The 26,362-nt window shown below is 61.2% G+C and carries 22 protein-coding genes and 5 pseudogenes; 17 read left to right on the top strand and 10 right to left on the bottom strand.

Going from position 1 to position 26,362, the window contains the following annotated elements:
- Positions 1–215 precede the first annotated feature (215 nt).
- On the bottom strand, positions 216–2,081 hold the full coding sequence (locus IEY28_RS11725) for an IucA/IucC family protein (protein WP_188997657.1): 1,866 nt from the start codon (positions 2,079–2,081) through the stop codon (positions 216–218).
- A gap of 217 nt (positions 2,082–2,298) precedes the next feature.
- Here IEY28_RS11725 and glnA2 point away from each other — a divergent pair, with 217 nt between their 5' ends.
- From glnA2 to IEY28_RS20870, 3 genes and pseudogenes are all read left to right on the top strand, one after another.
- The gene (gene glnA2 / locus IEY28_RS11720; protein ID WP_338071851.1) at positions 2,299–3,660 is read left to right on the top strand and encodes a gamma-glutamylputrescine synthetase; all 1,362 of its coding nucleotides are present in this window, start codon (positions 2,299–2,301) and stop codon (positions 3,658–3,660) included.
- Entirely contained in the window at positions 3,660–4,889 is a 1,230-nt protein-coding gene (locus tag IEY28_RS11715; protein ID WP_188997653.1) for an MFS transporter, read from the top strand. Before glnA2 ends, IEY28_RS11715 begins: the two co-directional genes overlap by 1 nt.
- A pseudogene (locus IEY28_RS20870) lies at positions 4,886–5,169 on the top strand (aspartate aminotransferase family protein); the annotation flags it as partial. The gene IEY28_RS11715 and the pseudogene IEY28_RS20870, both read left to right, overlap by 4 nt.
- A gap of 188 nt (positions 5,170–5,357) precedes the next feature.
- Here IEY28_RS20870 and IEY28_RS11705 read toward each other — a convergent pair.
- From IEY28_RS11705 to IEY28_RS11690, 4 genes and pseudogenes are all read right to left on the bottom strand, one after another.
- Complete coding sequence (locus tag IEY28_RS11705; RefSeq protein WP_188997650.1) at positions 5,358–6,323, bottom strand: aldo/keto reductase; 966 nt, start codon at positions 6,321–6,323, stop codon at positions 5,358–5,360.
- A 2-nt stretch (positions 6,324–6,325) separates the two neighbouring features.
- Positions 6,326–7,519, bottom strand: a complete 1,194-nt coding sequence (locus IEY28_RS11700; protein WP_188997648.1) for an ABC transporter substrate-binding protein — start codon at positions 7,517–7,519, stop codon at positions 6,326–6,328.
- A 411-nt stretch (positions 7,520–7,930) separates the two neighbouring features.
- Positions 7,931–8,411: pseudogene (locus IEY28_RS11695) on the bottom strand (hypothetical protein); the annotation flags it as partial.
- A gap of 24 nt (positions 8,412–8,435) precedes the next feature.
- Positions 8,436–8,819 carry an antibiotic biosynthesis monooxygenase family protein gene (locus IEY28_RS11690; protein ID WP_188997645.1) on the bottom strand — a complete coding sequence of 128 codons (384 nt, stop codon included), beginning with the start codon at positions 8,817–8,819 and terminating at the stop codon, positions 8,436–8,438.
- A gap of 172 nt (positions 8,820–8,991) precedes the next feature.
- Here IEY28_RS11690 and IEY28_RS11685 point away from each other — a divergent pair, with 172 nt between their 5' ends.
- Both IEY28_RS11685 and IEY28_RS11680 read left to right on the top strand, forming a co-directional pair.
- Positions 8,992–9,615: a TetR/AcrR family transcriptional regulator gene (locus IEY28_RS11685; protein ID WP_188997643.1), complete on the top strand. Its 624-nt coding sequence runs from the start codon at positions 8,992–8,994 to the stop codon at positions 9,613–9,615.
- A 51-nt stretch (positions 9,616–9,666) separates the two neighbouring features.
- Positions 9,667–10,581, top strand: a complete 915-nt coding sequence (locus tag IEY28_RS11680; RefSeq protein ID WP_188997641.1) for a DNA-3-methyladenine glycosylase family protein — start codon at positions 9,667–9,669, stop codon at positions 10,579–10,581.
- Between the two features lie 324 nt (positions 10,582–10,905).
- Here the strand turns inward: IEY28_RS11680 and IEY28_RS11675 are convergent, their stop codons facing one another.
- The gene (locus tag IEY28_RS11675) at positions 10,906–11,289 is read right to left on the bottom strand and encodes a hypothetical protein (protein ID WP_188997638.1); all 384 of its coding nucleotides are present in this window, start codon (positions 11,287–11,289) and stop codon (positions 10,906–10,908) included.
- 247 nt (positions 11,290–11,536) lie between these two features.
- Complete coding sequence (locus IEY28_RS11670; RefSeq protein ID WP_188997807.1) at positions 11,537–11,980, bottom strand: DUF6788 family protein; 444 nt, start codon at positions 11,978–11,980, stop codon at positions 11,537–11,539.
- 352 nt (positions 11,981–12,332) lie between these two features.
- Between IEY28_RS11670 and IEY28_RS11665 the strand changes: the two genes are divergently transcribed.
- Entirely contained in the window at positions 12,333–13,172 is an 840-nt protein-coding gene (locus IEY28_RS11665; protein ID WP_188997635.1) for a ParA family protein, read from the top strand.
- Entirely contained in the window at positions 13,169–13,597 is a 429-nt protein-coding gene (locus IEY28_RS11660) for a DUF7970 domain-containing protein (RefSeq protein ID WP_188997633.1), read from the top strand. The genes IEY28_RS11665 and IEY28_RS11660 overlap by 4 nt, the downstream gene beginning before the upstream one ends.
- A 155-nt stretch (positions 13,598–13,752) precedes the next feature.
- On the opposite strand, the gene IEY28_RS11655 is transcribed toward IEY28_RS11660, so the two are convergent.
- A complete protein-coding gene (locus IEY28_RS11655; RefSeq protein WP_188997631.1) occupies positions 13,753–14,763 on the bottom strand; it encodes a hypothetical protein in 1,011 nt (336 codons plus the stop codon).
- 97 nt (positions 14,764–14,860) lie between these two features.
- Here IEY28_RS11655 and IEY28_RS11650 point away from each other — a divergent pair.
- Positions 14,861–15,627, top strand: a pseudogene (locus IEY28_RS11650) (transposase); the annotation flags it as partial.
- Between the two features lie 195 nt (positions 15,628–15,822).
- Here IEY28_RS11650 and IEY28_RS11645 read toward each other — a convergent pair.
- Positions 15,823–16,020, bottom strand: a complete 198-nt coding sequence (locus IEY28_RS11645) for a hypothetical protein (RefSeq protein WP_188997629.1) — start codon at positions 16,018–16,020, stop codon at positions 15,823–15,825.
- Between the two features lie 124 nt (positions 16,021–16,144).
- On the opposite strand from IEY28_RS11645, the gene IEY28_RS11640 reads away from it, so the two are divergent.
- From IEY28_RS11640 to IEY28_RS20655, 8 genes and pseudogenes are all read left to right on the top strand, one after another.
- On the top strand, positions 16,145–17,155 hold the full coding sequence (locus tag IEY28_RS11640; protein WP_188997627.1) for a HEAT repeat domain-containing protein: 1,011 nt from the start codon (positions 16,145–16,147) through the stop codon (positions 17,153–17,155).
- A 59-nt stretch (positions 17,156–17,214) separates the two neighbouring features.
- Positions 17,215–18,462 carry an ABC transporter substrate-binding protein gene (locus IEY28_RS11635; RefSeq protein WP_188997625.1) on the top strand — a complete coding sequence of 416 codons (1,248 nt, stop codon included), beginning with the start codon at positions 17,215–17,217 and terminating at the stop codon, positions 18,460–18,462.
- A 2-nt stretch (positions 18,463–18,464) separates the two neighbouring features.
- Positions 18,465–19,718, top strand: coding sequence for an ABC transporter substrate-binding protein (locus tag IEY28_RS11630; RefSeq protein WP_188997623.1), 1,254 nt, complete (start codon positions 18,465–18,467; stop codon positions 19,716–19,718).
- 2 nt (positions 19,719–19,720) lie between these two features.
- Positions 19,721–20,650 carry an NAD(P)/FAD-dependent oxidoreductase gene (locus IEY28_RS11625; protein WP_188997621.1) on the top strand — a complete coding sequence of 310 codons (930 nt, stop codon included), beginning with the start codon at positions 19,721–19,723 and terminating at the stop codon, positions 20,648–20,650.
- Positions 20,651–20,652: 2 nt separating this feature from the next.
- Positions 20,653–21,783, top strand: a complete 1,131-nt coding sequence (locus tag IEY28_RS11620) for a FecCD family ABC transporter permease (RefSeq protein WP_188997619.1) — start codon at positions 20,653–20,655, stop codon at positions 21,781–21,783.
- 308 nt (positions 21,784–22,091) lie between these two features.
- A complete protein-coding gene (locus IEY28_RS11615) occupies positions 22,092–23,273 on the top strand; it encodes an ABC transporter substrate-binding protein (RefSeq protein WP_188997616.1) in 1,182 nt (393 codons plus the stop codon).
- Positions 23,270–24,502, top strand: coding sequence for an ABC transporter substrate-binding protein (locus tag IEY28_RS11610; protein WP_188997614.1), 1,233 nt, complete (start codon positions 23,270–23,272; stop codon positions 24,500–24,502). The genes IEY28_RS11615 and IEY28_RS11610 overlap by 4 nt, the downstream gene beginning before the upstream one ends.
- Before the next feature lie 3 nt (positions 24,503–24,505).
- Positions 24,506–24,718 (top strand): annotated as a pseudogene (locus IEY28_RS20655) (thioredoxin reductase); the annotation flags it as partial.
- Here the strand turns inward: IEY28_RS20655 and IEY28_RS20985 are convergent.
- Positions 24,708–24,943 (bottom strand): annotated as a pseudogene (locus IEY28_RS20985) (ATP-binding cassette domain-containing protein); the annotation flags it as partial. The pseudogenes IEY28_RS20655 and IEY28_RS20985 sit on opposite strands and share 11 nt — an antisense overlap.
- A 281-nt stretch (positions 24,944–25,224) precedes the next feature.
- On the opposite strand from IEY28_RS20985, the gene IEY28_RS11600 reads away from it, so the two are divergent.
- Positions 25,225–26,118, top strand: coding sequence for a prohibitin family protein (locus tag IEY28_RS11600; protein WP_188997612.1), 894 nt, complete (start codon positions 25,225–25,227; stop codon positions 26,116–26,118).
- The last annotated feature ends 244 nt before the right edge of the window (positions 26,119–26,362 follow it).

The following is a 26,362-nucleotide window of genomic DNA, read 5'->3' as shown; positions in this document are numbered from 1 at the left end:
TTCTATCCAAGAACGGACCTCACGAGTATAAATTCGACTTACCAGAGTTCACTTCTTGAACTACTGATTCGCGTCTGCGGCGTCAAGTTCACGGGCGAGTTTGTAAATCAACTCGTCGGCGGCGTGATCAAGTAGCCCTCTGTTTGTGCGTCGGCTCGACGTTCAACTTCAGCTTTCTCACGGAGTGCTGAGTCACCCTCGTGCGCGCTGCGTTCTCACTGACCAGTGTCCACCAATCGGTTCTCAGCCAGCGGATTCGAGACGGTCCCGTGGCCGCGGACCTTCGGACGCGTACTGAAGTCGTCGTAGCCGTAGTCGACGATGCGGTTGCGGTTCAGGCAGTGCTTCGTGAATCGGGGCCTAGTGAGGTCGAAAAGCTCGAAGCGGTCTTCGAGTTCTGGAAACTGCGCCTGATACGTGTCGAGCGCCGTCCGCACCTGCGCCCAGAACGTCTCCTCATCGTAGCCGCAGTGACGTGCCAGGAGGTCTGCGACGTATCGGAACACGCCGACGCACAGCGTGCCGAAGATGTGCTGACAAAGCGGCTCAGGCGCAATCTGGTGGAGGATGTGGTGCTTGTACCGCTTGTCGTCCCGCAGGTCCGCCGGAAGCACCTCGTTGAGTTCTGGGAGTTCGCGGTCAGTGATAGCGACCTCGTCGACGAAGTCCTTGACTGCGATGCGCGAAGGGACCCCCTCTTCGAGGATCAAGACGACGTTCGTCCCGTGTGGCATAAACACCGTGCCGTACTTGTAGAGGAAGTGCAACAGCGGCTCGAGTAGCACCTCGAACAGTTCGTCGAGCCACGCCTCCAGCGATAGCCCGGTACGGTCGGCCAGTTTTGAGACCACCGGCGTCCCGTCGAAGTCCTCGTGGAGCAGCGCCGCCAGCGTAAGTGGGCGCTCGCCGCTGTCGATGAGCGACACGACGCTCTCGCGCCAGACACAGCCCAGCAGCTCGTGGAACTGGTACGGCGCCTCGTCGAACCGGGAGAACTTCGAGTGCTCGTAGTTGACACTGGCGACTTCACCGGGCAGGAGGAGTCGCCGCTCGTCACGCAAGAACGCGTCCCCGTCTCTGATGGACTTGATGAACTCGGTGACGCGAGGGGCGGCCTCCGCTTGTTCGCCGAGGATACCGCGGTAGACGTTCGTGTTCAGCACGCGAACGGGGAGCTTGACGTGACGCTTCTCGGGGTTCGAGACGTTCGAGAAGGTCCGGATCGACTGCTGCGGGAGGTATTCGTCCGGTGCCTCACCGAGCGGCACGATGGCGTCGGTGGCGATGTCTTCGGCGAACAGTTGGACGATATTGTCGGACCACTGCCAGTCGTGCACCGGCAAGAAGTAGTAGTTCGCCGGATCGAGACCGTCATCTTCGAGAGTTGCCCGGAACGCTTCGGCGGCGTCACCGAGTTCCTCGTCGATGAGGCCGGCGTGGTCGAGCCCATCGACCGCCGCGAACGTCGCTCTGTTCCGTCTCGCCGCGATCCACGAGAGCCCCTGCCGACGCTTCGATTCGGGTGCGTACTGGCGATAGTCGTCGTATCCGAAGCCGACGCGCCCCTTGTTGTACGTGAACCACGGGTGACCCTCCATCTCGCCCTCGATCTCGGCGTAGGGCAGGTCTAGCAGCGAGCCCTCGCGGTCTTCCTTCCGTGCCCGAATGTGCGCGTCGGCGACGAGCGTGTTGTTGTACTCTCGGACCAGATGGGCCGCCGTCGTCGGATCGATCCCGATGTACTCGCGCGCATCGAGGACGAACGCGACTGGGTCGGTAGCCGGTTTCCACTCGCCCCCACGCTCTCGACGCTCGATCGAACCCGCTCGGATTCGGTAGCTGTCGAGCGGTCGCTCCTGTGCGTCGAAGCGGTACTCGAGGCCGTCTGTCAGAGCGAGTACGTATCGCGTCCACCGAGCGTCGTCGCCCGCTGCACCGGGCACTCGCACGGTCTCCGTCGGCGTCGGTGTGATTAGTTCTTCGTACATGAACTCCGCCAACACCTCTCGGAACAATTCCCGGTTGACTGTCGTCCAGACGTCCGCCCGCAGTGACGCCTGAAGGGTCTCGACGCCATTCATTGCTGGCCTCTCTCGATTGTGAGGACTCGGTTCTGCCACTGTGCAACCGACAGATCGATCTGTCTACGCATATTTTTTAGGCCAGCCTAAAATTTTATAAGCGTTTCCGTTTACGAAGTAACCGTGGACGCCGTACCCTCGGTCCGGAGCCAATTTGGACCGGCGCCGTTTTGCGGTTCCGACGGTACTCCGTTAATGTTTAGGCAAGCCTAAAATAATGGTGGGTACGGAACTACCGATGACGACAGAACACACGGCGGTCGAACGGTGTCGGAATGGGAACTGCGCTATAGTGCGACTGCTATTCGTCACCCAGAGCGGGGTCGTGCGGACGCACGCGGTCGATGCCTCGAAGGTGGAGTCCGCCGTTGCGGACGGAGTGATGCTCTCGCAGCTCGTCCAGACGTACAACGCGCTCGGAATCCGCGACAAAAGCGGGCGTTTCGACGCCGCCGGGGAGGTACGGCTCTGTCCCGACCCGGATACGTTTCGAGAGGTTCCCTACGCCGAACGAGCCGGTGCGATGCTCTGTGACATCGAGACCGTCGACGGCGAGCCGTGGGCCGTTGACCCGCGATCGTCGCTGCGGTCGTTCGTCGACGAGATGCGAGACGCGGGGTTCGCCCCGGAGGTGGCGTTCGAGAGCGAGTTTCACCTGTTCGAGCGCGACGCCGACGGGTCCGTTCGCAGGGTCGACGAACGCGGTGCCTACGTGACCGAGAGCACCCGCGAAACCCACGAGGTAATCTTGGCGATGACGGACGCGCTGAAGGCCCAAGAGGTGCCGGTCGAGAAGTACTATCCCGAGTACGCCGCCGGGAAACACGAGATCGTCACTGGACACGCCCCGGGGGTGCGCTCGGCCGACGAGCACGTCCTCTTTCGCGAGACGGTCGAGAGCGTCGCGCACGAGCACGGGTACGAAGCGACGTTTCTACCCAAACCGTTCGACCACTCAACGAACGGGTGTCACATTCACCTGTCGCTGTGGGACGACGACAACCGGTTCCACGACGCCGAGGGCGACCGCCTGAGCCGGACGGCGCGACAGTTCGTCGCTGGCGTTCTCGACCACGCTGACGCGCTCGTCGCGCTGACGGCGCCGACGGCCAACTCGTACACCCGACTGCGCCCCCAACTCGGTGCGACCGCATTTCGCTGCTGGGGGCACGGGAACCGCGAAGCGCTGGTCCGGGTGCCGGCGGTCGGTCAGTCGGACCCGGCGACGGCGACCCGGGTCGAGTTTCGAGCCGCCGACTGCACGGCGAACCCGTATATCGCTCTCTTGGGTCTACTCGCCGCCGGATACGACGGTATCGAGCGCGCACTCGACCCGCCGAAGCCGGTTTCGGTCGACCCGGGAACGCTCTCGGAGACCGAGTGTGAGGCCCGCGACGTCGAGCGGCTCCCCCGGACACTGGGGGCTGCCCTCGACGCGCTCGCGGACAACAGCGTCATGCGCGAGGCGATGGGGTCTACGCTGTTCGAGACGTACCTCGATGTCAAGCGGAGCCACTGGGCGCAGTTCACCGATAGCGCGGTCTCCTGGGAGCGAGAGCGGCTCCGGAGCGTCTACTGATGACGACGCGGCGACTCGGCGTGCTGGGGGTTCAGCCCGCCGTTGTAGCGGTCCTCGTCAGCACGTTCTTTCTCGGGTTCGGGGGCGGGGTCATCTTCCCCATCCTGCCCAATCTCGGCGCGGTCGTCGGCATCGCGCCTGTCGTCGTCGGGGTCATCCTGAGCGCGAACCGGGTCGTCAGACTCCTCGCGAACGCTCCTGTGGGGACTGTCGTGGACCGCGTCGGTACGCGGACCCCGTTTGTCGCCGGCGTCGTCTTAGAAACCGTCGCGACCGTCGGCTATCTGGTCGCCCTCCGGAGCGCCGTGCCGGCGGCGTGGTTCCTCGGCGCGCGCGTGCTATGGGGACTCGGGAGCGCGTTCGTCTTGGCGACCGCGTACACCATCGCGGCCGATGTCTGCGAGCCCGAATCGAGAGGGCGGACAATGAGTATCGTCCGCGGCGGGACGTCGCTCGGATTCCCCGCTGGCATGGCTATCGGTGGGATCATCGGTGAGGTGTACAGCGCCAACGCGGCGTTCGCAACCGCGACCGGTCTGTCGGTTGTGGCCTGTTGCGTCACGTACCTTGCGGTTCCCGAGACGCACGCCGCCGACCGGTCGGGCGGTGTCGGACTCCGCGATCTGGATTTCAGCTCACCCGCACTGATCACCGGCGGCGCCAACTTCGCGCTCCTTTTGACCTATAACGGCGTCGTGTTCGCGACGCTCGTCTCGTTTCTCGATACCGTCCCGGCGGGCGGCGTCGCCGTCGGGGCGCAGGGCACCTCCGGCGTACTCATCGGCGCCAGCGTTCTCACCGGTTCGGTGTTCTCGGTAGCCGGTGGGAAGGTGAGCGATGTTATGGGACACCGACTTCCCGTGATACTGGCTTGCTTCGGTGGGCTGTCCGCGGGAATGGTACTCCTGGCAGTGGGAACGACGTTCCCGGTCCTCCTCACGGCCGTCCTCTTGTTGGGGGCCGGACAGGGTGGGGTCGGAGGCCCGCTCGTTTCGCTCCTCGGCGACCTGACGGCCGACAGCCGGATGGGTCGTGCTACGGGGACCTACAACGCGTTGGGTGACTTGGGCGCCTCGGTCGGGCTACTCGTCTCGCTCCCGCTCGCGGGACTCATCGGGTTCCCGTCCCTGTACCGACTAACGGCGTTCGTTCCGGTCGTCGCCGCCACCGCGGTCATGGCCGGTCTCTACACCACGTACGACGAGATCCCGGACGTGACGAGTGGCTGAGACGCCAATTGCGGGCGAGCCAGAGCGCCAGGGAATCGAGTGTACGGACGTATCCCCGCTCACTCCCGTTCGCGATCGCACACGCACAGGGGCTCGATGTCGCCGACGCCGACGGCAACGGTACCTGGACTGCCTCGCTGGCGCGGGGACCCTCGCACTCGGTCACAATCACCATCAAGTGACCGAAGAACTGGAGCGGCTCCTCGCGGCGGACCGGCCGCTTCACACGCTCGACGAGGACACGGTATCTCGGGACTTCTCGCCCACGTCGTTCGTCAGCGACGCGCCGGGCCGAGCGTCGTCCGACCCGGACGAAGTCGACCACACCGTGGACGACTGATACTGGTGGCTGTAAGTTCGCAAAGATATTCGCCACCCCGGGGTGGCGAATTACTGCAGTTTGTTACAGCCACCAGTATGACGACCCCGGACACCCTCACACCGCGATCGAAAAGACGCACCCAGATGTCAGAGCGTGTGCCGAAGTGGCTCGTAGGGCTCCTCGAGGTACGCAACGTCAGAGTCCGACAGCGAAATCTCCAACGCCTCGACGGCCTCCTCCAGATGTTCGACGCTCGTCGTACCGACGACAGGCGCGTCGACGACGTCTTTCTGGAGGAGCCAAGCGAGCGCTATTTGTGCCATTGTCACGCCCTTTTCGGCAGCGATCTCTTGGACCCGCTCGTTTATTTCGCGGCCGTTACCTTCCAGGTACGGATACAGGTCGGTGTAATCGTTCTGTTGCCCTCTCGCAGTATCGGTCAGCTCTTCGTGGGGTCTCGCCAGATATCCCTTCGCTAGTGGACTCCACGGAAGCACCCCTACGCCGTTCTCGCGACAGTACGGGAGCATCTCGCGTTCTTCCTCCCGGTATAGGAGGTTGTAGTGGTTCTGCATCGAGACGAACGGCTCGAGCCCACGGTCCTCGCTCAACCGGCGTGCTTCGGCGAGTTGGTAAGCCAGCGTCGTACTGGCGCCGACGTAGCGGATCGAACCACGATGGACGGCGTCGTCGAACGTCCGGAGCGTCTCCTCGATCGGCGCCTCGTCGTCCCACCGGTGGGTCTGGTACAGGTCAATCGTGTCAACTCCAAGACGGTCTAAGCTATTTTCGAGCTCCTGTTCAATAGCCTTACGCGAGAGTCCGCGTGCATTCGGGTTCGACTCGTCCATCTCGCCGAATACCTTCGTTGCGATTACCAGACTATCGCGGTCATAGTCGCTGATAGCTTCTCCCAGTGTCTCCTCGCTACCGCCGTCCGAGTAGACGTTGGCGGTGTCGAAGAAGTTGATTCCGAGGTCGATTGCCCGGTCGATGATCGCCTGGCTCTCGTCGGCGTCGAGCATCCACTCCTTTCCGCCGCCGAATCCCAGGCAGCCGAGACAGATACGGCTCACGGAGAGCCCGGTGTTTCCGAGCGAGGTGTACTCCATTGTTAGACGTTGCCGCTTCGGATGTCCGCTATGCGCTGACGATCGTAGAGTCGTTCGTCTCGGGCGAATTCGTCGGGGAATAGTTGTTTTGCGGCGCGCTCAGTCTTCGAGAGGTTGATAATCGGGCCCTGATACATCCCCCCCGCTGGGTAGACATCGCCATTCTGGACCGCCGTGAGTTGGCTTGCCGTGTCGTGGTCCTGTAAGAACGCGAGATACGTGTCGCGGAAATCCGAGCGCGTCCAGTGCTTGTCGGTGTAGAACATCAGGACTTCCGGGTCGATCTCCAGAAGCGGTTCGTAGTCGATCGAGCCGCGATCCGACGTGAAACTCTTGATATTCGAGCCCTCGAAGGCGTCGCTCACCCCGAGGTCGTGCCAGTGTTTGTATGCTGTCATGTCACCGATTCGATACGGATAAAACTTATCTGGCTCGGTCGAGCCAGGGGACAGCAGCCCGATTTCCGGACGATCGCTCTCGGGTGGCAGTCGGTCTTGTATACCTGAGATGGTCTCGTCGTGAAGCGTTCGGAGCGCCTCGAAACGGTCCGTTCGTTGGAACACCTCGGCGACCTTCTCGGTCGCCTCGTACAGTGAGTAGTACGGATAGCTCTCGTGCCATGGGTAGGCTGAGAAGCTCGTGTTCCCGCAGAACGGCGCGACCCGCTCGCTCATCTCGTCGACGTCCGAACGCTCCCAGTTCGGAATGAGGTTGATCATATAGTTCGGATCGATGAAGTGGACCCCCGCATCGATCTCCAGGAAGAGTTCCTTCGAGATGCCGTCCTGCCAGAGGGAGACCATGTCCCCTTTGCTCGTCGTGAGGCCGGGGATATCCTCGTAGTGCCACGTTCGGTACTCGCCGGTGAGAACGACGGCGCTTGGCTTGTCCAACCCGAGGGCGACACCCATATCGCCCCAGCTCGCGTTCTCGGCGACCCACGTTTCCGGGACCGCGTCGAACGATATCTCGCCTGCCGGCTCAATCGTCACTGAGTAGGCGTTGTCTTCGGTCGTCGTGGTCTCCGTCGTACCAGCTGTAGCCTCCGTTGTCGTCTCTGTCGAGCTGTCCGCCCCAGAGCCACCGTCGCTGTCACCAGTACAGCCGGCGAGTAGCCCTCCACCGATGACTGCGCCGCCATACTTTATGTAGTCACGCCGCGTCGGTGCCTCGTGTTCTCTGGATTCGTCCGCCATACGTTTTAGGCCAGCCTAAAGATACAAAACAGTTCCGAATTTTAGGCCAACCGAATCCATCAGCAGGGGGCTTCACAGCGTGGATAATCGGACTCTGTCAGGGAGCGTGAGCCCGCAGTGCGGACACTCCCCGTCGTCGGCCAGGCGGTCGGCGAGCGTGTCGACAGCGGGCAAGACGGCCGCCAGTTCCGACTGAGCCAGCGTGACGAACCGTTTCGCGGTCGTCAGCCTGACCGCGCGGTCCTCGTCGGTCAGGAACATCGAAAAGGGAGTAGTGAGTTCCTCGAAGATCTTCGGTCGCTCTTGGATTACGTTTCGGACCGCCTGTAGTGTAGGCTTACGGGCCTCAGCATCAGCCGCGCCGTCGAGGCACGCCACTGCCACCTCGTGCGTGCCTTCGCGGAGGAGATCGATCAGCTGGACTGTCGCCCACTGGTAGGCGTACTCGTCGTTCCTCTCTTTCGTCCCGATTATTTCGTCCTCGTGGCCCGTGCGGTCGCCGGTAAAGGGGTCGGCCTCAGTGATATCGATAGCGACGATGCCTGCGCGGAAGAACTCCTCCGTCTCGGCGACCTCGTCGATGAGGCGCCGGATTGCCTGTCGGTACATCTCTCGAATTACCGGTATCGAAAGGTCTCGAATGTGCTCGCGATGGGCGTGTCCAAGTGGTGTTCGCTTCCGTGTTGACTCGTGGACGAAACTGCGAGCACCCTCGTTAGCAGCGAGGTTCTCGCGTAACACTACTGAAGCGCATGTGCCAACTGCGCCAGAGTGTCGATTGATCGGGGATAGTACCCAATTCGAGAGGCTCACAGAGATCGGGATGGTTTTCGAGGTACTTGAGGAGTGCTGTCTCATGCTCCCAACTGTGAAGCTCCCTCATCATCAGTACTAATATGTGAATTAAATCAGAAATTCACGATGACTCTATCTGGTTGACTTCGTACAGGTGGTAATCCGCGTCTGCGATGGCCTGGATCTCGGTCATATGTGACTCGACATCATCGTCCTCGAAGATGGCCTCGAAGTCCTCCCGACTCTCCCACTGGGCGTAGTTGACTACGCGTTTGCCATCGAAGCTGGCGTGAATGTTTGCCGATACGAAGCCAGGTCGGTGCCGCATTACCTCCTCGGTGGCGGTCACCAGCAAGTCGACAAGTCGCTGCTGATCGCTTGGTTCCACAGTGAAAACGTTAATCAGAGTTACTACGTCGTCGTTTTCAGAGATAGTAGTCACAAGTTCCCACCCCCGTTCGTAATATTGGTTCTTGACTGGACGATGCGACTTTCGGTTCTCCATACTCGACATGTCATAGTATTTTACTCCGGAAGTTACTTGCCAAATGGCAAGTACGTATGTAGAAGGCATAGTCATAAATCCGGCGATTATTCAGTATCCCCTGACGTCTCCGACCCGGAGTGCCCCATCTATTGAATACCCTTATTGGAGCGCGTCGAGAACTGGCCATCCGATGAGCGAGACAAGCAATGGGCCACCACCGGAAACTCACGAAGCGCTGATGCGGGCTACGTACACGGCGCTGTGCGAGCACGGGTACGCGGATCTCACACTCCGGAAAATCGCTGCTGATTTCGAGAAGAGTCGCGGACTCGTCCACTACCATTACGACTCGAAGGACCACCTCATCGTCGCGCTGCTTGAATACCTTTCTGACCGGTTCTCCGATCGGATCCAAGCAACTGCCGACGAATCGCCGAGTGATCGCCTCGACACGCTGATCGAGTGGCTCGCCGTCGGCCCATCACTCGACGGCGTCGACGGTGAGGCCTATCATATGGCCATCTTTGAACTGCGGGCACAAGCGCCCTACAACGAGGCGTTGCGTTCGAGACTCCAAGAGAACTTCAGTTTCCTCAAGACCACCTGTGAAGAGATTATTCGCGATGGAATCCGACAGGGGCAATTTCGGCCGGTCGACGTCGAAATGACGACGATTCTATTGCTCAGTGCAGTCGCCAATGCACGTGACCTCGAGCTTGCGCTCGGCGAAGAGAACGCAATCGAAACCGTACTAGCTGCACTTGACCACTTCATATTCCCACAGCTGTATGCCACATTAGGGTCCGACAGCTAGGATACTGGCCAACCGGCCAGTTTATGTGTGGGCCGTCGTATATTATACGTGATGTCGGACCAGTTTCCCGTGTCACTCACAGTCGATGTCTCAGCACCGTACGACTTCGCTCAATCGCGCCGGTTCCTGGATGGGTTCACCCCGTGTTCCAGTGATCATCACTGTGAGCTTGCTCGACTCACGATCGGCGGATTTGCGGACGGAAGGGCGTTTCTCGCTCGACTTGAGGCTCCTGAGACGCCACCAGCCGAAACGACGGAATTAGAAGTACAAGTCGAATGGGTCGACGAACCGGGCGACCCAGCGGTGGCGGATTCGTGGGTTACGGCGTTTCTTTCACTGCAGGACGACCTGGGGCCGTTATACGACGCCGCTGAGGGTGACGACGTGTTCCAAGCTGTCGTCGAGGATCTGTACGGGCTCCACCACGTTCGATTTCCGACGCCATTCGAATGTGCGTGTTGGGCTGCGCTCTCCCAGCAGACGCCGACGAGTCTGGCGAAATCGCAGAAACGCTCGCTCGTGGAGGTGGCTGGTCGGGAGATCGAACGCGACGGAGTGACTCACCGACTCTTCCCGACGCCCGAGATGATACTTGCCCGTCAACCCGAAATCGAGACGGCTCTCAACAACAATCGGAAGTCAAAGACAGTGCTGGGCGCAGCGGAACTATTCGCGGATACTGCCCTCCACGGACTTCCGGACGAGGAACTAGTAGCACAACTCGAGTCAGTGTGGGGCTTTGGCGAGTGGTCATCGGAGTTCGTGTTTCTCCGGGGGTTCGGACGACTCAGTCGTGTTCCGTCCTCGGAGCGGCGGCTCCGTTCAGTCGTGGCGGAACTGTATGATCTCGGTGTGGGTGAAGTGAGTAAAGACGACCTCGCCCGAATTGGAGAAAGGTACGGAGCAATGCGAGGGTACTGGGCGCACTACCTCCGCGTCTGGGCATTTCAGAGGGACGAGTAGCTGCGTGGTATGTGCACAGTACTGTTTCGTGTATTGAGGGCGCTAGTCTCAACTTCCCATCGCACGCCTCAGTATAGCGGGATATGATTTATAACTACCAAACTGTACCGCAGTCTGGTAATTAGCGCCGGCATAGTCCTACTATGCATTATTCCGCAATGGACACTGGCTTTAGGGGCCCCACGCCGTACGGTGGCCACGGATGGTATCGACAGAAGGCTCCCCTTCGACTGACGGGCGACAGACCCTCTCAGCGGCCATCGAACACTTCGTCTCGGACATGGAGAAACTCGACGGTTCGGGGAAGTACGCCGATATGGCCGGTCACATCGTGCGACGGTGGGCCGATGTCGACCTCGCCGACACTGACTCAGGTCCTCGGAAGACCAGCAACGTGACCACGTGCAGCTTCCCGACTAGGCACACCCGTCCATCGAACAGTGGGAGCGAATTCGCGACCCTCCGGTCGACGCGTGGCCCGCGTTTCCAGCGCTCCACGCCCCCCACGCGCGGATTCCGGACGACGTGGCGGTCGATGTGGGCGTCCTCGATGTCGTGCGTGAGGCGGGAATCGACACTGTCGATATCGGTCACCGGCGTCCGGAGCGTCCTCAAACGGCTCTGTGAGGCCGGAATATCCATGTCGAGGGAGACGAGGAGTACCTGACTCCACACGGTGCCCGCCGAGGCGTGGGTGGGTATCTCCATCAGATCGTTGGCTTCGAGGCCGCACAGCGGGCGCTCAGACAGTGCCCCCGGGTATCTCCTCGCAGCTGGATTCGCATACCGAGACCAGCGAACTCGCAGACGTGATCGGCGACGGGTTCGAAAGCCACGACAGTCGTCCCGACGGATGACACCGTAGGAGGCGGCCGCCGTTGCGTTGCTGATCGGTAGCTGTTCTTTCCGCCATGGAAGATGCTCGTTTGTGGGGTAGCGTGGTAATTTGTGCCGCTCAGGCGGGAGTGACCGGTCCGACGTACTGGCTCTTCACTGCATCTCCCTCTCGCCACTGCAGGTAGTAGTAGTCGCGGTCGTCGATCGTTTTCGTCGTGATCGTCCCCGTCGAACGGTCGATTCCCGCCTTCTCGTACGCCGAATCGAGCGCTTCTTCCCAGTCTTTGTCGTCTCCCCAGTTATCCGGTGTTTCGGCGGGCGATTCGCTCCGCTCGCGTCCTGTTGTGGCCTCCGATAATTGATCTATCAGCGCTTCGACCGCCGTGAGTGCCTGTCGATAGCTGTCTCGCACTTCCTCGTTCTCGTGCTTCCCGGTGGCCATTTCGTGTAGGTAGGTTCGCGCTTTGATTGCCCGCTCTCTATCCTCCATCCCTAGAAACCGATTCTTGCACTCACTTAGTGATTTAGGCACCCTTCGTTCAGCGCCCTCGTTTCGAACCATCGCTCGATGCGGTCGACCCTGGTGCCGACGTCGTCGGTGCCTAGCTGTCAGCTCCGGTCGGCGTCAGTCTCCTACCGTCCAGTTGGCTCTTCGAAGTCGAATGTCTAACTGGACGTCTCAGACATACGGTCTGGCTATTCTGTTTGGATATCCCTGCCAGCGATACGATACAGCCGAGCCGTTCAGCGAGATAGTATATGCGTTCATTCTGGCTGAGTTGGTTGGCCAGACTATTCAGCTACCTCGTTCGGCTATATTGTTCAGATATACAGCTCAGCTATACTGACCAGATATACTATCTTGCTATACCGTCTGACTGAGTTTTATAGTCCCCTGGTACAACGATACTGGTATGCTGGCCTTTACGACGTATTCCGAAGCTGGCGGCGTCGGAAAATCGACACTTGCGGCGAGTCTCGCCGTCGCCGCTGCTCGTGACGGGCGCGACGTTTTAGTCATCGACCTCGACCCACAGGAAGCCTCGATCTCGTACCTGCTTGACGTCGATGACGAGCGAGACGATAGCTCGGCTGATTCGCTGGTCCGTCACCTCGTCGAACGTCCGCGTGGGGAGTTCGACGACCTCATCAGGCCGAGCGAGGGCGTCGACGTGATTCCCGCCCACAACAGCCTCTCGATGCTGGGTAAACACCTCCAGCGACGGGAGGAGGAAGCAAACGATTTCGGTGAGAACTGGAACCGAAACGTCCAGTTACTGCGCGTGCTCCGGGAGAACGACGTCCAAGACCGCTACGACACGCTCATCATCGATCCACCGGCGACGGCCGACGTCAAACTCTACAACGCGATTCACGCCACGCGCTCGCTGGTCGTCCCGTTCGAGCCCAGCGGGAAGGGTTTCAAGAGCGTCGACGGTCTCGAAGACCTGGTTCCCGGGCTCGAAGAGAACCTCGGTATCAACGTCGGCGTACTGGCCATCGTCCCGAACAACTTCTCGGGGACGAACGACCAGCAGGATATGCTCGAAGAGATTCAGAACAAGGGATACGACGTCCCGGTGGTCTTGAACGAGCGCGGGTCGCTGTTCGAGGGGTGCTGGCGCCAGCAGTGCTCGGCGTTCAAGTACATCGAGGAGCACCGAGACCGTGAACGGGACTACGAACTCGAAACGCTAGAGCGGCTGCGGTCTCTGAGTCGGCAGCTACACGGAACCGTGGAGGCGACAGCATGAAGTCGGGCACCGGTGACGACCCGTTCGCCGACGACCCCGTCGAAGACGATGGGTCAGCAGAGAAACAGGCCGAGTCGTCGGCAGTTGGGACCGACAGAGACGACGATCGCCGACCGTCGCGCGCCACTGAACGGGCCGAGACGACCACTACAGACAGGCGTGGGGCCGGGTCGGTGGACACAGTCTCCGAACTGCCCTACAAGTATCGCCGTGACAGCGTCAAGGAGTTACGAACCCAACAGCCGATGTTCCTGCAGGACGCCACCGAGGAACTCATCGACGACACTGTCGACGAGATGGAGATCGAATTCGACGAAGACGTCTACAAGACAGACGTCGTCGAAGCGATGCTCGTCGCCGGAGCCGAAGGGTCGACGCCCGCAGCCGTGCTTCGCCGGTGGGGATACGGCATGAAGAACAAATGAGTCGCTCTCTGGGCAGCTCACCGTCAGGCAGCTACTAGAAGGATGTCTTCACCCTCTGTAAACTGCTGAACGCTATATCTATCGTGACAGGTTGGGTAGTTGAGATCGCCCGTCTCAATGCATACGATTTGAGCCATAGATTGTCTCTCTCGATACTACGAAGATCCTCCCTCGATTGCCGTCACCCTGTAGCGATCTCCCTGGAATGCGTACGTGTGGGCATCTTGAAGTCTGAATGGCGGTATCGACCGGCTGAACTCTTCTAGACGTACCCGACTGGCATCGTGTTTTTTGCTTAGAGCGATGGCGTCACGCAATTGCTCGCTGCGAACGACCTGCTCGATGATTATCTGCTCTGCGTCAGTCGTGGAGCCGTCAATTCGTTCGAGAATGTATGTATCGCGTTGGTCAGTTTCTCCATCGGGTTCGCCGCGCGTCGAACGTGCGACGAGCGTCTCGCCGTCCCATTCTGTCTCTGTGACTGCCTCCGTCGGCACTAGCTGAAGTGGGTCGGCGTTCAACTCGAATCCTGACGCGAGCGCGATACTCTCCTCGTGGGAGCTGGCCGCGAACCATCCGTCAGTCCCGAACGCGTAGTGACCACCGCCGAGGCCGGCAATCGTCAGTGATTCCATTCCTTCTACACGTTTGACATGGTCTCCGTCACTGATGCGACCGGCTTCTACCGTTACGGTCCAGGTGTGCTCTTCGCCGGCCTCCAGCGGCGTTAGTGGTTCCGGCCAAGACCGGGGCGCGATATAGTACCAGTCGCCGTCGACGCGCTTGTACAGTTGCCAGTGATAGAAGTTGGTCTCGAACCGCTGTTCGCTCTGGTTTCTGAGTGTGAACTCGCTCGGCTGATCCGGTTGGACTGATTGGGCATCTGGAACGAGTACAATTGGCACCTCCCCGGGATCAACTGCCTCGTAACAGATGACCTGTTCGGTGCCATCGAACGGTGGGCACGCGTTTGAGGTGGTATCCTCGGGAAGGTCCGGAATCGATTGGTTCGATCCAGAGGGCGTCGTTTCACCATCCCCTGTCGTCGTTGTGTCGGTTTCGTTCGTGTCATTCGGTTCTTTTGGCCCGGCCGTACAGCCAGCGAGGAGGGCACCACCACCTGTATAGAGGGCCGAGATAACCTGTCTTCGGGAGGGCTGTTCCATGTTTTTGCACCCAATTGTAGTGGTATATGTCTTCTGCTGATGTTTCATACTCAACAGTTAGAGGGGTTCTTGAGCGTGTCGCGGCCAGTATCTGGTAGTGACTACGGTTCGCGAGTCTCGCCGCGCTGTCTTCCAACAGATTGCCCAGCGGTCGTACGTCGACTGGCCAGCGTACGGTTCTACGCCGTTGTTCGATCACACCTCGCTCCCGGCGCTAGAGTCGGATGTCCGCGTCGTCGCAGAAGCGTGGTTCAAGCGGGACGAACACGAAGCAGTCGATCATTCGTCCACTCGTTACCGCTCGCATACGTCCGGTTTGATGCCCACGACCACTACGCAGGTTCAACGAGCTACGAGATGGAGACGCTGATTCGCCTGTTCCTGCTGAAAGAAATCTACGGTTGGGACCGCGCAACCGCGCTCGTCGAGTACCTCACCCAACACCCCGATTTCTGCGAACAGATAGGCTTGGAGTCGGTGCCGAACCAATCAACCCTGTGGCGCAGTTGGCATCACCGCTTCACTGCTGATCTCCGGAACACGGTCGAGACAGCAGCGCGAACGATCCTCATCAACGCCCAGAATGCGGGTGTTGCTGTTCCACGAGAGCCAGAACGACAGAACCGCAGACACGTTGACGAGAATGCGGAATCGGACCCAGATGACCAGACCGTACTGAAACAGGCAGAGCCAGTCACTAACCACGTAAGTCGTGTTGCTTTCCCAGCGTTCTCACTGGACGTGGTGAGGGGTGTGAGATCCACGAGAACGCCTACTGGGACCTCCAGACGTATCTCTGGCTACGCGAGAACTTGGCTGCCCGAGGGGGATCGCAGCTTCATCCATGAGTCCAATAGGGAGCGGGGACGAGGGAATTGAGCGGACATGGAGATCGTGTTGACTTTGGTGCCCCTACAGAGCGTTGCCACTCTCGATCGGCGAGCCCAAACGGGGCATTCGTCGCTCAGTCAGACGGTATCAATGCCGAGACGACGACTTCGACACACTCACCCGCGGTCAACACGGGCGCGTAGTCGATCTCGCCGTCAACGCCAGCTTTCAACAGGAACTCCGTGAGCGACAGACGTAGAGAGCAAGACCGCGAACACGAAACTCAACGCCTCTGTACTCGTCCTGCTCATCGTCTTCGGCCAACTCCGGTTTCGAGTCGGTGACCACCTTCTTCGGACGAACGGCGGAGACGGTAGGTCCGTAGCCGTGGGTCGCTTTGACGACGAAGTGGGCGGCGACGGTCACGAACGCACGAACAGCGATCCTCGTTCGTCGAGACAGATGCTCAGGAGAGAGTTCACAAGCCAGGTCGGAACCACCGGATTGAAGCGACTGATAGTGGATGCGATCCACATACGCAACCAAACCGATGAGTGACCCAGACCAGCCGCCAGCGCCAGACCACCTACCCGAACTCCTCAACGAAGGAGCGCACGAGGTGGCAGTGGGGTGTCTCGACCGCCTCGGCGCGGCTGATGCTGAGACTCGCAAGCGTGCGCTGCAAGCGGTTCGGGCTGTCGCTGCGGAGCCGTCACGCTCCTTCGAAGAGCTCGTTGGTCCGCTTTCGACGTTCTTGACCGACGAGGACCGTGCTGTCAGATTGACGACCGCGAAACTGTTCGTCGCGCTGGCTCAGTCCGAGCCTGCGACCGTCCTGCTCGTCGGTGACGCACTCGCCGAGCGGGTAGCCGACGACGAGGAGTTCTACTACGTTCGAGCCCGCTGTGCCGAGGCGCTGGGGTACGTCGCGGTCGACTCACCTGCGGAGGTTACCGACCCGGGAACGCTGGCCGATCTCCGCATCGGGCTGTCGTTCGACGAACCTGAGGTCAAAGAGAAACTCGCGAAGGCGCTGGCGTACGTCGCACTCGGCGATCCGGATCGGCTTCGCCACCAAGTCGACTCGCTGGCCGAGCACCTCAACGACGAGAATAAACTCGTCCGGTATCACCTCTGTACGGCGCTGGTGGTCGTCGGCTGTGCACACCCGGCGAAGCTGGCCGACGCCGAGGACATGCTCCGTGAGCGACTGACCGACGAGAGCCCGTACGTTCGGGGACGGGCGGCCGAGGCACTCGGAGTGCTCACAGCGTCGGACGTCGAGATTGAGTCGACTCCTGCTCTCGACGACACCGACGCCGAGGGCGGCGAGACGCCGTCTTTCCTGACCGACCGCGTGCGATTCTGTCGGCGACGGGTGGCCGACGAGTACTCCGAGTCACCTCCAACGGGCGTCGGCACGATCGAATCGATTCGGGAGGGAACCGACGCCGTGGTCGAGGAGATGCTATCACCCGACGAGGGAGAGTGTCCGCACTGCGGGCTCGCGCTGCCGGCGGGCGGTCCGCCAATGTGTCCACGCTGTGGAGTCCCTCGTTGAGGGTTTTGGCTGGCCTAAAGTCCGGAACTGTTTTGTATATTTAGGCAGGCCTAAACCGTATGGCAGACGATTCCAACGCGACCGAGGCACCGACGCGACGAGAGTACGTGAAGTACGGCGGCGCAGTCGTCGGCGGCGGGTTGCTGGCTGGCTGTGCCAGTGACTCCAATTCGGAGAGCGCGCCCACGTCGTCGGAGACGGGCACCGGCACCGCGACACCCTCCCAGACCGCGACCGAAGACGACTCCTATTCAGTGCGGATGGCGCCGATGGGCGAGGTCGAGTTCGATGCGGTCCCAGAAGATATCTTCACCATCCTCGGCCACCACGCAGACATGCTGCTGGCACTCGGGCGGGGGGACCACATCAACGCCATGCACGGCCCCGGCTACCACCAGGCGCTGTACGAGAAGTTGGTGGCCCACCTCGACGGCGTCTCCGTCGACTGGGAGGGGCTGTACTCGTCGTGGCCCCCGACGAAAGAGAAACTGTACGAACTCGACAGCGACGTCCACATCGCGGATCCGGCCAAGGTGACGACGGGTGAGGGCTGGGACGACGGCGACGTCCGGGAGATCGGCGAAAACGTCGCGCCGTGGTTCGGCAACACCCTCAGCGGCACGAACCGCACACCGCCGGAGGGCTGGACTGACAGGTACGAGTACTACTCGCTCTGGGAGATCTTCGGCAAGATAGCGCAGGTCTTCCAGGAGCAAGAACGGTACGAGGCGCTCGCGTCCATACACGACTCGGTGCGTCAGACTATCGAGGAGAACGTTCCGCCGACGTACGACCGGCCGAGCGCGGCGCTCGTCTTGCTCTCGGCTGACGAGGACAGCGGCTGGGGGTACAAGCTGAACTACCCCGGCTACTACGCCGCCCACACCCGACCGATGGGTGCCGAGGACGCGCTGGCAGACGCCGTCGGCGAGGCATACGGCGACGACGGGCGGAACATCACGCTCGATTACGAACTGCTCCTGGAGGCGGATCCGGAGGTCTTGCTCGTCCTGGGGCCCATGACAGGGCACTTCAACCTCGACGAGATTCGGCAGCGACTCGAGAACGACGAGGTCGCCAGTGAGATCACGGCTGTACAGGAAGGCCGCGTGTACGCCCAGGGTGCGCGACGACAAGGACCGATACTGAATCTCTTCCAGCTTGAGATGACGGCCAAACAGCTCTACCCGGACCAGTTCGGCGAATGGCCCGGCTACATCAACGGCGAACCGTATCCCGAGATTCCCGAAGACGACCAGCTGTTCGACCGCCAGCGCGTCGCGAACATCGTCAACGGAGAGTTCTGAGCATGAGCGACAACAACGCCAATACGACCGAAGAACTGACACGGCGCGAGTACGCGAAGTACGGCGGCGCAGTCATCGGCGGTGGACTGATCGCTGGGTGTTCGAGCCAGTCCGAGTCCGGAGCGACGCCGGAAACGACGAACACAGCGACCGCGACTGCCACCGAGACTGAGACGGCGACCGACACCGCAACCGAGGCTGCGGTCGACGACGGCTACTCGGTGTCGATGGCCCCGATGGGTACGGTCGAGTTCGAGTCCGTCCCGGAATCGGTCTACACCGGGCTCCCGTACGGCGCGGATATGGCCATCGCATCCGGGGCGGCCGACGCGATCAACTCGATCTACTACCCGACCTACCACGGGACGCTGATGAACCACTTCTACGACCGGCTGGACGGTGTCAGCTTCGAGTACGAGGGGCTGAACGACTCGTGGAACCTCGGCAAAGAGGGGTTCTACGAACTCGACAGTGACGTGCACCTCTCGGACCCGGCGTACGCGTCGACCCTTGAGAACCTCGACCGGGACGACGTGACGGAGATCCGGAACCAGATCGGGCCGTGGTTCAACAACTACTACAGCGACCGCCGGCGCGACCCGCCTGAAGCATGGGCCGAGGACTACGAGTACTTCTCGCTGTGGGAGATATACGAGCGCGTCGCACAGGTGTTCCGTGCCGGTGACCGTGCGAGTGCTCTCCGAGAGGTCCACTCGTCGATACGGTCCGAGATCGAGTCGGGACTGCCGCCGGAAAGCGAACGCCCCTCGGTCGCGTTCACGTTCAAGGGGGAGGACGACACGTTCTGGGTGTACCACCTGAACGCCGACGGGTTCCTGAACGCCCACACCCGGCCGCTTGGGGCCATCGACGCCTTCGACGACACCGAGTTCGATGGGCCACAGACCCAGGTCGACTACGAGGCGATGCTCGACGCCGACCCGGACGTAATCCTCGTGCTGTTCACGATGGCGTCGAGCCACAGCATCGCAGACATCCGTACGGGACTGGAAGACGACGCCGTCGCATCGGAGATAAATGCGGTCCAGAACGGGGAGGTGTACGCCCAGGGCGCACGCTATCAGGGGCCGATCATGAACTTGTTCCAGCTTGAGATGACGGCCAAACAGCTCTACCCGGACCAGTTCGGCGAATGGCCCGGGTACGTCGACGGCGAACCGTATCCCGAGATTCCCGAAGACGACCAGCTGTTCGACCGCCAGCGGGTGGCGGACATCGTCAACGGCGACATCTGAACATGACCGGCACGAAACTCGAAGCGACACACGGGCACGACCACGACGTCGTCGTTATCGGCGGCGGCCCGGCAGGCTGCTCGGCAGGCGTCTTCACTGCCCGGTACGGCCTCGACACGGCCGTCTTCGACCGCGGGCGTTCCTCGATCCAGCGGTGTGCGCACCTCGAAAACTACCTCGGCTTTCCGGCGGGCATCGACGTCGAAACGTTGTACGAGTTGATGCACGACCACGCCGAGGAGGCGGGCTGTGAGATCGTCACCGACCTCGTCGAGTCGGTCGACCGGGCCGTCGATGGCGACGGGTTCGTCGTCGAGCCCCAGGAGGGCGACCCTGTCTCCGCGCAGCGAGTCGTCGCCGCGACCCGCTACGACGGCGAGTACATGCGCGGACTCGACGACTGTTCGGCGATGTTCGAAGCATACGAACACGACGGGGAGACACACGAGACCTTCGACAGCGAGTACGCAGACCACGACGGCACGACTCCGGTCGACGGATTATACGTCGCCTCACCGTCAGCGGAAGCCGACAGACAGGCAATCATGGCCGCCGGACGCGGGGGACGCGTCGGGCTCCGCGTCGTCGCGGATGCCCGCGAGGAACGCGGCTACCCGGAGGCGGTCGCCGACCACTACGACTGGATGCGAGAGGAGTCCACGCTCGACGGTGAGTGGAGCGACCGTGACCGCTGGCGCGACTGGTTCGACGAGCAGCTCCCCGACGACCACGACTTAGAGGAGGACCATCGCGTCAAGTTACGCGAGCAGGACATCGACCGGTCGTTCGAGACGTACCTCTCCGACGACGAAATCGAGCAGCGCGGCGTGCGCGGACAAAAGCGCCTGCTAGACCACGTCGACGACGACCTCATCCTCGATGCGGCGCGCGAGATCGAGGCCGAACGCCACCCGAGCGAGGTGAGCAACTGACCATGGCCGGAGAATCAGTCACCGACACCTCGACCACCTCGCGTCGCGAGCGCTGGTTCTCGCGGTTCGACGGCTCGCTATTCACGCTCATCGTCGGCAGTCTCGCGGTCGTGATCGGCGGCGGGCTCGTTCAGGTGAGCTTCGGCGCGTTCTCGATGAGTATCGTTGAAGCGTGGCAGGCCGTGTTCAACCCGGACGTCGTCCTCAACATCCGAGCCTGGGAAGCGTGGCTCCTCGGCGGGGAAATCCCCGAGATGAACAAGCGGAGCCTCATCGTCTGGAACATCCGGCTGCCGCGCGTGTTCGTCGGGATGCTCGTCGGGATGAACCTCGCCGTTTCAGGGGCGATCTTCCAGGCAGTCACCCGGAACGAACTCGCGAGTCCGTTCATTCTCGGCGTCTCCTCCGGGGCGGGGTTGATGATCCTGCTGACGCTGGTCGTGTTCTCGGGACTGGCCGCGTTCCTGCCGCTCATCGCCTCCATCGGTGGCGCGGTCGCGTTCCTGATCGTGTATGCCATCGCGTGGAAGAACGGCACCTCGCCCGTCCGGCTGGTGTTGGCAGGCGTCATCGTCGGGACGGCCTTCGGGAGCCTCCAGACGGCCTTATTCTTTTTTGCCGACGACATCGGCGTCGTCCAATCCGCGATAGCGTGGACCACCGGTTCGCTCACAGGTACAGATTGGAAACAAGTGCGGATGGCGTTGCCCTGGACTGCCGTGGCAATGCTGCTCGCGCTCGTCAGCTCTCGACAGCTGAACGTCCTGCTGCTCGGCGAGCGGACTGCCAGTTCGCTCGGGATGAGCGTCGAGAAGGTCCGGTTCGCCCTCTCGGGCGTCGCAGTGCTCGCGGCCGCTGCGAGTATCGCCGTCGCGGGCATCGTCGGCTTCGTCGGCCTCATCGTCCCGCACATGGTGCGCAACGTCGTCGGGAGCGACTACAAGAAACTCGTCGTCGGCTGTGTGTTCGCCGGTCCCGCGCTGATGGTCGCCGCCGACGTCGGCGCGCGACTCAGCATGGCCGTGATCGTCGGCTCCGACACTCAGATTCCCGTCGGCATCGTCACCGGACTCGTCGGCGGCCCGTACTTCCTCTATCTGATGCGCAAGCAGGAGCAGATGGGCGAAATCTGATGTCACAGGAGCGAACCGTCGATCCACGGACGAACGGCAGCAGTCCAGCAGAGACTGACGACGTGCGTCCAGCCAGCCAGACCGACGGCAGTCGTCGCCGGCGCGGTGCTCCAGTGGGTTCGCGGCGTCGCGATCAACGACTTCGCTCACGGCGTGATGTACGCGACCCTCTGGGGCGTACAGGCCGGCGAGATCGAGTCACCACCAGAGGCACTCTCGCGCGGACGAAGCGGCCGTCCGCCGAACATTGGTTTTCGGCTGGCCTAAAAACCGGAATCACTATGTTGCTTTAGGCGGGCCTAAAACGCATGGCAGACGACGCCACGGAACACGAGGCACCGACGCGACGAGAGTACGTGAAGTACGGCGGGGCAGTCATCACTGGCGGGGCACTTGCCGGGTGTACCGGGCAATCGGATTCCCGGTCGACACCGACCGAGAACGAGAGCTATTCGGTGACGATGTCGCCAGTCGGCACCGTCGAGTTCGAGGAGGTGCCCGAGCGAATTTTCACCCGGCTCTCACATCACGCCGGAATGGCGTTCGCGCTCGGCCGTGGCGACGACGTCAACGCAGTCAACGGTCCGGCGTACTACGACGCGACGTGGGCGCAGTTCACCGAGCGACTCCCCGGCATCTCGGTCGACTGGGCAGATGCGTACGCGTCTTGGAAGCCAAGCAAGGAGCAGCTCTACGAACTCGAGAGCGACGTCCACCTCGCGGACCCCGCGTGGGTCGTCCAACTCGACCAGTGGGACATGGGCGACATCGAAGAGGTGACCGACAACGTCGCGCCGTGGTTCGGGAACTCGCTGAGCGATCGTCATCAGGAGCCGACCGGCGAGTGGGCCAGCGACTACGAGTACTACGGGCTGTGGGAGCAGTTCGAGACGGTTGCCGAGGTGTTCCAAGAGGAGGCGCGGTACGAAGCCCTCGCCAGCATCCACGCAGACGTCATCGGAGCTATCGAGGCCGACCTTCCGCCGGAGAGTGAGCGGCCGTCCGTGGCGATGATCACCGCCGCCGACGTCGAAAAGCAAATATGGGCGTACAGGGTGGATAATCCGGGGTTCCTGACGGCACACACACGCCCGCTCGGCCCGCGTGACCCGTTCGGACGCTCGTTCGAGTCCGGCTCCACCATCGACTTCGAGGCGCTACTGGAGGCCGACCCGGACGTGATTCTGTACCTCAGCGGGATGCAGCCGAACGTGAGTATGACTGACCTCCGGTCGACGCTGGAGTCACACTCCGTCGCCTCAGAAGTCACCGCAGTCCAGGACGGCCGCGTCTTCCCGCAGGGCGCACGCTATCAGGGACCGATTCTGAACCTCTTCCAGTTGGAGATGAGCGCGAAGCAGTTCTACCCCGAGACGTTCGGCGAGTGGCCGAAATCAGATGGCGGGCCGTACCCCGAGATCCCCGAAGAAGAACAGCTGTTCGACCGCCAGCGGGTGGCGGACATCATCGACGGAGACGTCTACCGATGAGTGGTAACGATACTAACACGAGTCGGGCACCGACGCGCAGAGAGTATGTCAAGTACGGCGGCGCAGTCGTCGGTGGTAGCCTGCTCGCCGGCTGTGCCAGTCAGTCGGACTCCGGATCGACGCCGGAGTCCACAAGCACGCCCACAGATGAAAAGTCCTACACAGCGACGATGCCGCCGGTTGGTGAACTTACCCTCGATGAACCACCGTCCTCGTGGGTTGGTGGTCTTGGGTTCACTGCGGACGTGTTGACCGCTCTCGGCCAAGCGGACGGTGCTGTCGGTATGGCTGACCCTCGGTTCTGGTATCAAGGGTTCTATGACTTTCTCGACGGTGTGATGGTACCCGCGAAAGAAGACCTCGCCCAATTCACGACAGAGGAACGTGATACCGATCTTGAGGTGTTGTACGAACTCGACCCAGATCTGATGGCCGTCGACCCGAACCCCATCATCGCGATTTACGGCCTCGATAAAGGAGAGGCGGAGGAGGTTCGCGAGAACGTCGCACCCTGGTTCGGGAACGAGAGTCGACGAAAGCGCTTCGACGGGTGGACCTACTGGCCGGTCGGCGAACCGTATCCATATTTATCTCTGTCCGAATACATCCCGAAGTACGCCGCTCTATTTGGTGAAGAGGAACGCGGCGACGCGTTGCTTGACCTCTACGAACCGTTCATCGAAGACGTTCGGTCGCGTGTGCCGCCGGAGAGCGAACGTCGGTCCTTGGCGCTGGTGAACGGACGGTACAACCCCGAAAACCGGGACGGGTGGGTCATCTACAATCCGAAGTCGGAGGTCGAAAAGACGTGGGGAAAGAAACAATACCGCGATTTGAACGTCGTCGACGCCTTCGAAGGCGCATACAGCGGTCAATCCTCCGTCAAGGTGGATTTCGAGGGACTGTTGGAGTACGACCCGGACGTCATCATCTTCAACTTTGGACTCACGTATCGTGACTTCCAGGGAGAGAACTTGATCCAAAGGCAGCGGGAGGTCCTTCAGGACCATCCAGTCGGAAGTGAGGTGACCGCCGTCCAGAACGACGATCTCTACGTCGGCGGCACTCCGTATCAGGGCCCGATTATCAACATGTTCCAGACGGAAATGGCTGCAAAGCAGCTGTACCCCGACGAATTCGGATCGTATCCTGGTTATGGTCAAATCTCGGAGAGTGAACAGTTGTTCGACCGGCAGCGGCTCGCAGACATCATCAACGGGGACAGCTGACCACTGAGTACAACCAGCCCATCGGAAGTTGCAGGTATCGACGGCGGCGTCGCTGGCCTCTCGGTAGCCGTCTTCACGGCTCGCCACGGGCTGGACACGCTCGTCGTCGACGCAGGCGAGCCCACCCTCCGACGGAACGCCCACCTCGAGAACTTCCCGGGCTTCCTTGCCGGCGTCAACGGCCGGCAATTGCTCGACCTGCTCGAAGAGCACGCCGATTATCGACTGACGTGTCGGAGATACGGGCCCCACCGGAGGTCGGTGTGGAAAGCCCAGTCAGGAGTCGCATCGTCGTCGTCTTTCCGGCGCCGTTCGGACCGAGAAAGCCATCGATTGTTCCGGTGGGATGATTAGCGAACCCCCATCGAGCGCAGTTTCAGCGCCAGACGTCTTCTTCAGATCGATCGCTTCGATGGCAACGTCGTCATTTGCGGAGGGCATGGGGACTACAGAACAGGTCCGTGAAACGACTCCTATCCGTTTCGGACGCTGAAAGGGGAGCCGCTTCGGTTGGGCATCGTCGTGCCCACGATCACTGTGGACGCAGTGTACGTCGGTTCCCGAACTGGAAGCTGGTTAATTTCGTGTTATCTACCGAAATATCTCACGTGAGTAGTCAGTATTATACGCAACTGATTCGGAGGACGATATGAGATATGCGCGATAGCCCTCCATTAGATATTGGTGGACTTGCTACGTCCGCCACGGTAATCGGTCTCGTTTTGATACTCCTCGTCTCGATGGTCGGCGGTGTGATGGCCTTCGAAGGCGTCAACGAGGGGAACGTGAAGGTCGTCAAGAACCAGGGTGCAGTGACGGGTAAGATTCTCGAACCAGGCTGGCACTTCATCACACCGGTCGTCGAGGGAACCGTCAGTATTCCGACGCGGCCGCAAACCTACACGATGAGTCATCAGAGCGGTGAGGGCGACAACGCGAACCAGGATGATTCGGTCCGCGTTCTCACCCAAGACGGCCTGCACGTCGACGTCGACGTGACTGTCCGCTACCGCGTCACGCCTCGCGACGCACCACGCTTTCACGAAGAGTATCGGAATCTCCCGACCGCGGAAACACGTCTTATCCGCCCAACAGTCCGCTCGGTACTGCGAACGGAGGGAGGGAACATCGACGTGACGGACATCTACACCGGTGAGGGACAGACGCGACTCAAACTCGCCGTCGAGGGTGCTCTCAAGAACGAGACCGAGGGAAGCGGTATCGTCATCGAGAGCGTCCAGGTTCGGAACGTTCGACTCCCGACCGAGTATGCGAAGTCCATCGAACAGAAGAAGGTCAAACAACAGAAAATCGAGGAAGCGGAGTACGAGATTCAGGTCGCCGAGAAGAACAAGGAGCGCCAAGTGATCGAAGCCGAGGCCGAGGCCGAACAGATTCGCATCAAGGGAGAAGCGCTCCGACAGAATCCCGAAGTGCTCGACCTGCGCTACATCGAGGCGCTACGAGAGAACGAAAACACCATCTACGTCCCCGCAGACGGTGGCGTCACTCTCACGCGCGACGTGACCGACGACCGTGAGACGACCGCCAACCGGAACGACGACGGCGCGACCACAAACCAGACCAGCGTCTCCACGAACGAAAGCGAGAGCTAACGTTCAGACTACCGCAGGAAAGTCAAGATACGACGCTACGTTACGGTCGCGACGGCCATCGTCGTTGTGTTCGTGACGTGGTGGCGATGGCTCGGACGTCAGGATTTCTCTGCTATCGCCGGTACTCGGTCTGCGTCTGGGACTCGGAGACGTCGTTGGCCAGATCGTGACCGGTCCTCCTCACCGTCTCCACGGCTCGCGTCGGGGACGTTCGAACGGACCGAGTCCACAGCAGTTCAGCTCT

The organism is Haloarcula pellucida, assembly GCF_014647235.1.
Taxonomy (GTDB): domain Archaea; phylum Halobacteriota; class Halobacteria; order Halobacteriales; family Haloarculaceae; genus Haloarcula; species Haloarcula pellucida.
The sequence above is the reverse complement of the archived record's forward strand: the minus strand, read 5'-3'. Positions and strand labels throughout refer to the sequence as shown.

Excerpts from the sequence above, each read along its gene's own strand:
- IEY28_RS11725 (WP_188997657.1), bottom strand. The coding sequence starts at position 2,081 with ATGAATGGCGTCGAGACCCTTCAGGCGTCACTGCGGGCGGACGTCTGG.
- glnA2 (WP_338071851.1), top strand. The coding sequence starts at position 2,299 with ATGGTGGGTACGGAACTACCGATGACGACAGAACACACGGCGGTCGAA.
- IEY28_RS11715 (WP_188997653.1), top strand. The coding sequence starts at position 3,660 with ATGACGACGCGGCGACTCGGCGTGCTGGGGGTTCAGCCCGCCGTTGTA.
- IEY28_RS11705 (WP_188997650.1), bottom strand. The coding sequence starts at position 6,323 with ATGGAGTACACCTCGCTCGGAAACACCGGGCTCTCCGTGAGCCGTATC.
- IEY28_RS11700 (WP_188997648.1), bottom strand. The coding sequence starts at position 7,519 with ATGGCGGACGAATCCAGAGAACACGAGGCACCGACGCGGCGTGACTAC.
- IEY28_RS11690 (WP_188997645.1), bottom strand. The coding sequence starts at position 8,819 with ATGGAGAACCGAAAGTCGCATCGTCCAGTCAAGAACCAATATTACGAA.
- IEY28_RS11685 (WP_188997643.1), top strand. The coding sequence starts at position 8,992 with ATGAGCGAGACAAGCAATGGGCCACCACCGGAAACTCACGAAGCGCTG.
- IEY28_RS11680 (WP_188997641.1), top strand. The coding sequence starts at position 9,667 with ATGTCGGACCAGTTTCCCGTGTCACTCACAGTCGATGTCTCAGCACCG.
- IEY28_RS11675 (WP_188997638.1), bottom strand. The coding sequence starts at position 11,289 with ATGGAGATACCCACCCACGCCTCGGCGGGCACCGTGTGGAGTCAGGTA.
- IEY28_RS11670 (WP_188997807.1), bottom strand. The coding sequence starts at position 11,980 with ATGGTTCGAAACGAGGGCGCTGAACGAAGGGTGCCTAAATCACTAAGT.
- IEY28_RS11665 (WP_188997635.1), top strand. The coding sequence starts at position 12,333 with ATGCTGGCCTTTACGACGTATTCCGAAGCTGGCGGCGTCGGAAAATCG.
- IEY28_RS11660 (WP_188997633.1), top strand. The coding sequence starts at position 13,169 with ATGAAGTCGGGCACCGGTGACGACCCGTTCGCCGACGACCCCGTCGAA.
- IEY28_RS11655 (WP_188997631.1), bottom strand. The coding sequence starts at position 14,763 with ATGGAACAGCCCTCCCGAAGACAGGTTATCTCGGCCCTCTATACAGGT.
- IEY28_RS11640 (WP_188997627.1), top strand. The coding sequence starts at position 16,145 with ATGAGTGACCCAGACCAGCCGCCAGCGCCAGACCACCTACCCGAACTC.
- IEY28_RS11635 (WP_188997625.1), top strand. The coding sequence starts at position 17,215 with ATGGCAGACGATTCCAACGCGACCGAGGCACCGACGCGACGAGAGTAC.
- IEY28_RS11630 (WP_188997623.1), top strand. The coding sequence starts at position 18,465 with ATGAGCGACAACAACGCCAATACGACCGAAGAACTGACACGGCGCGAG.
- IEY28_RS11625 (WP_188997621.1), top strand. The coding sequence starts at position 19,721 with ATGACCGGCACGAAACTCGAAGCGACACACGGGCACGACCACGACGTC.
- IEY28_RS11620 (WP_188997619.1), top strand. The coding sequence starts at position 20,653 with ATGGCCGGAGAATCAGTCACCGACACCTCGACCACCTCGCGTCGCGAG.
- IEY28_RS11615 (WP_188997616.1), top strand. The coding sequence starts at position 22,092 with ATGGCAGACGACGCCACGGAACACGAGGCACCGACGCGACGAGAGTAC.
- IEY28_RS11610 (WP_188997614.1), top strand. The coding sequence starts at position 23,270 with ATGAGTGGTAACGATACTAACACGAGTCGGGCACCGACGCGCAGAGAG.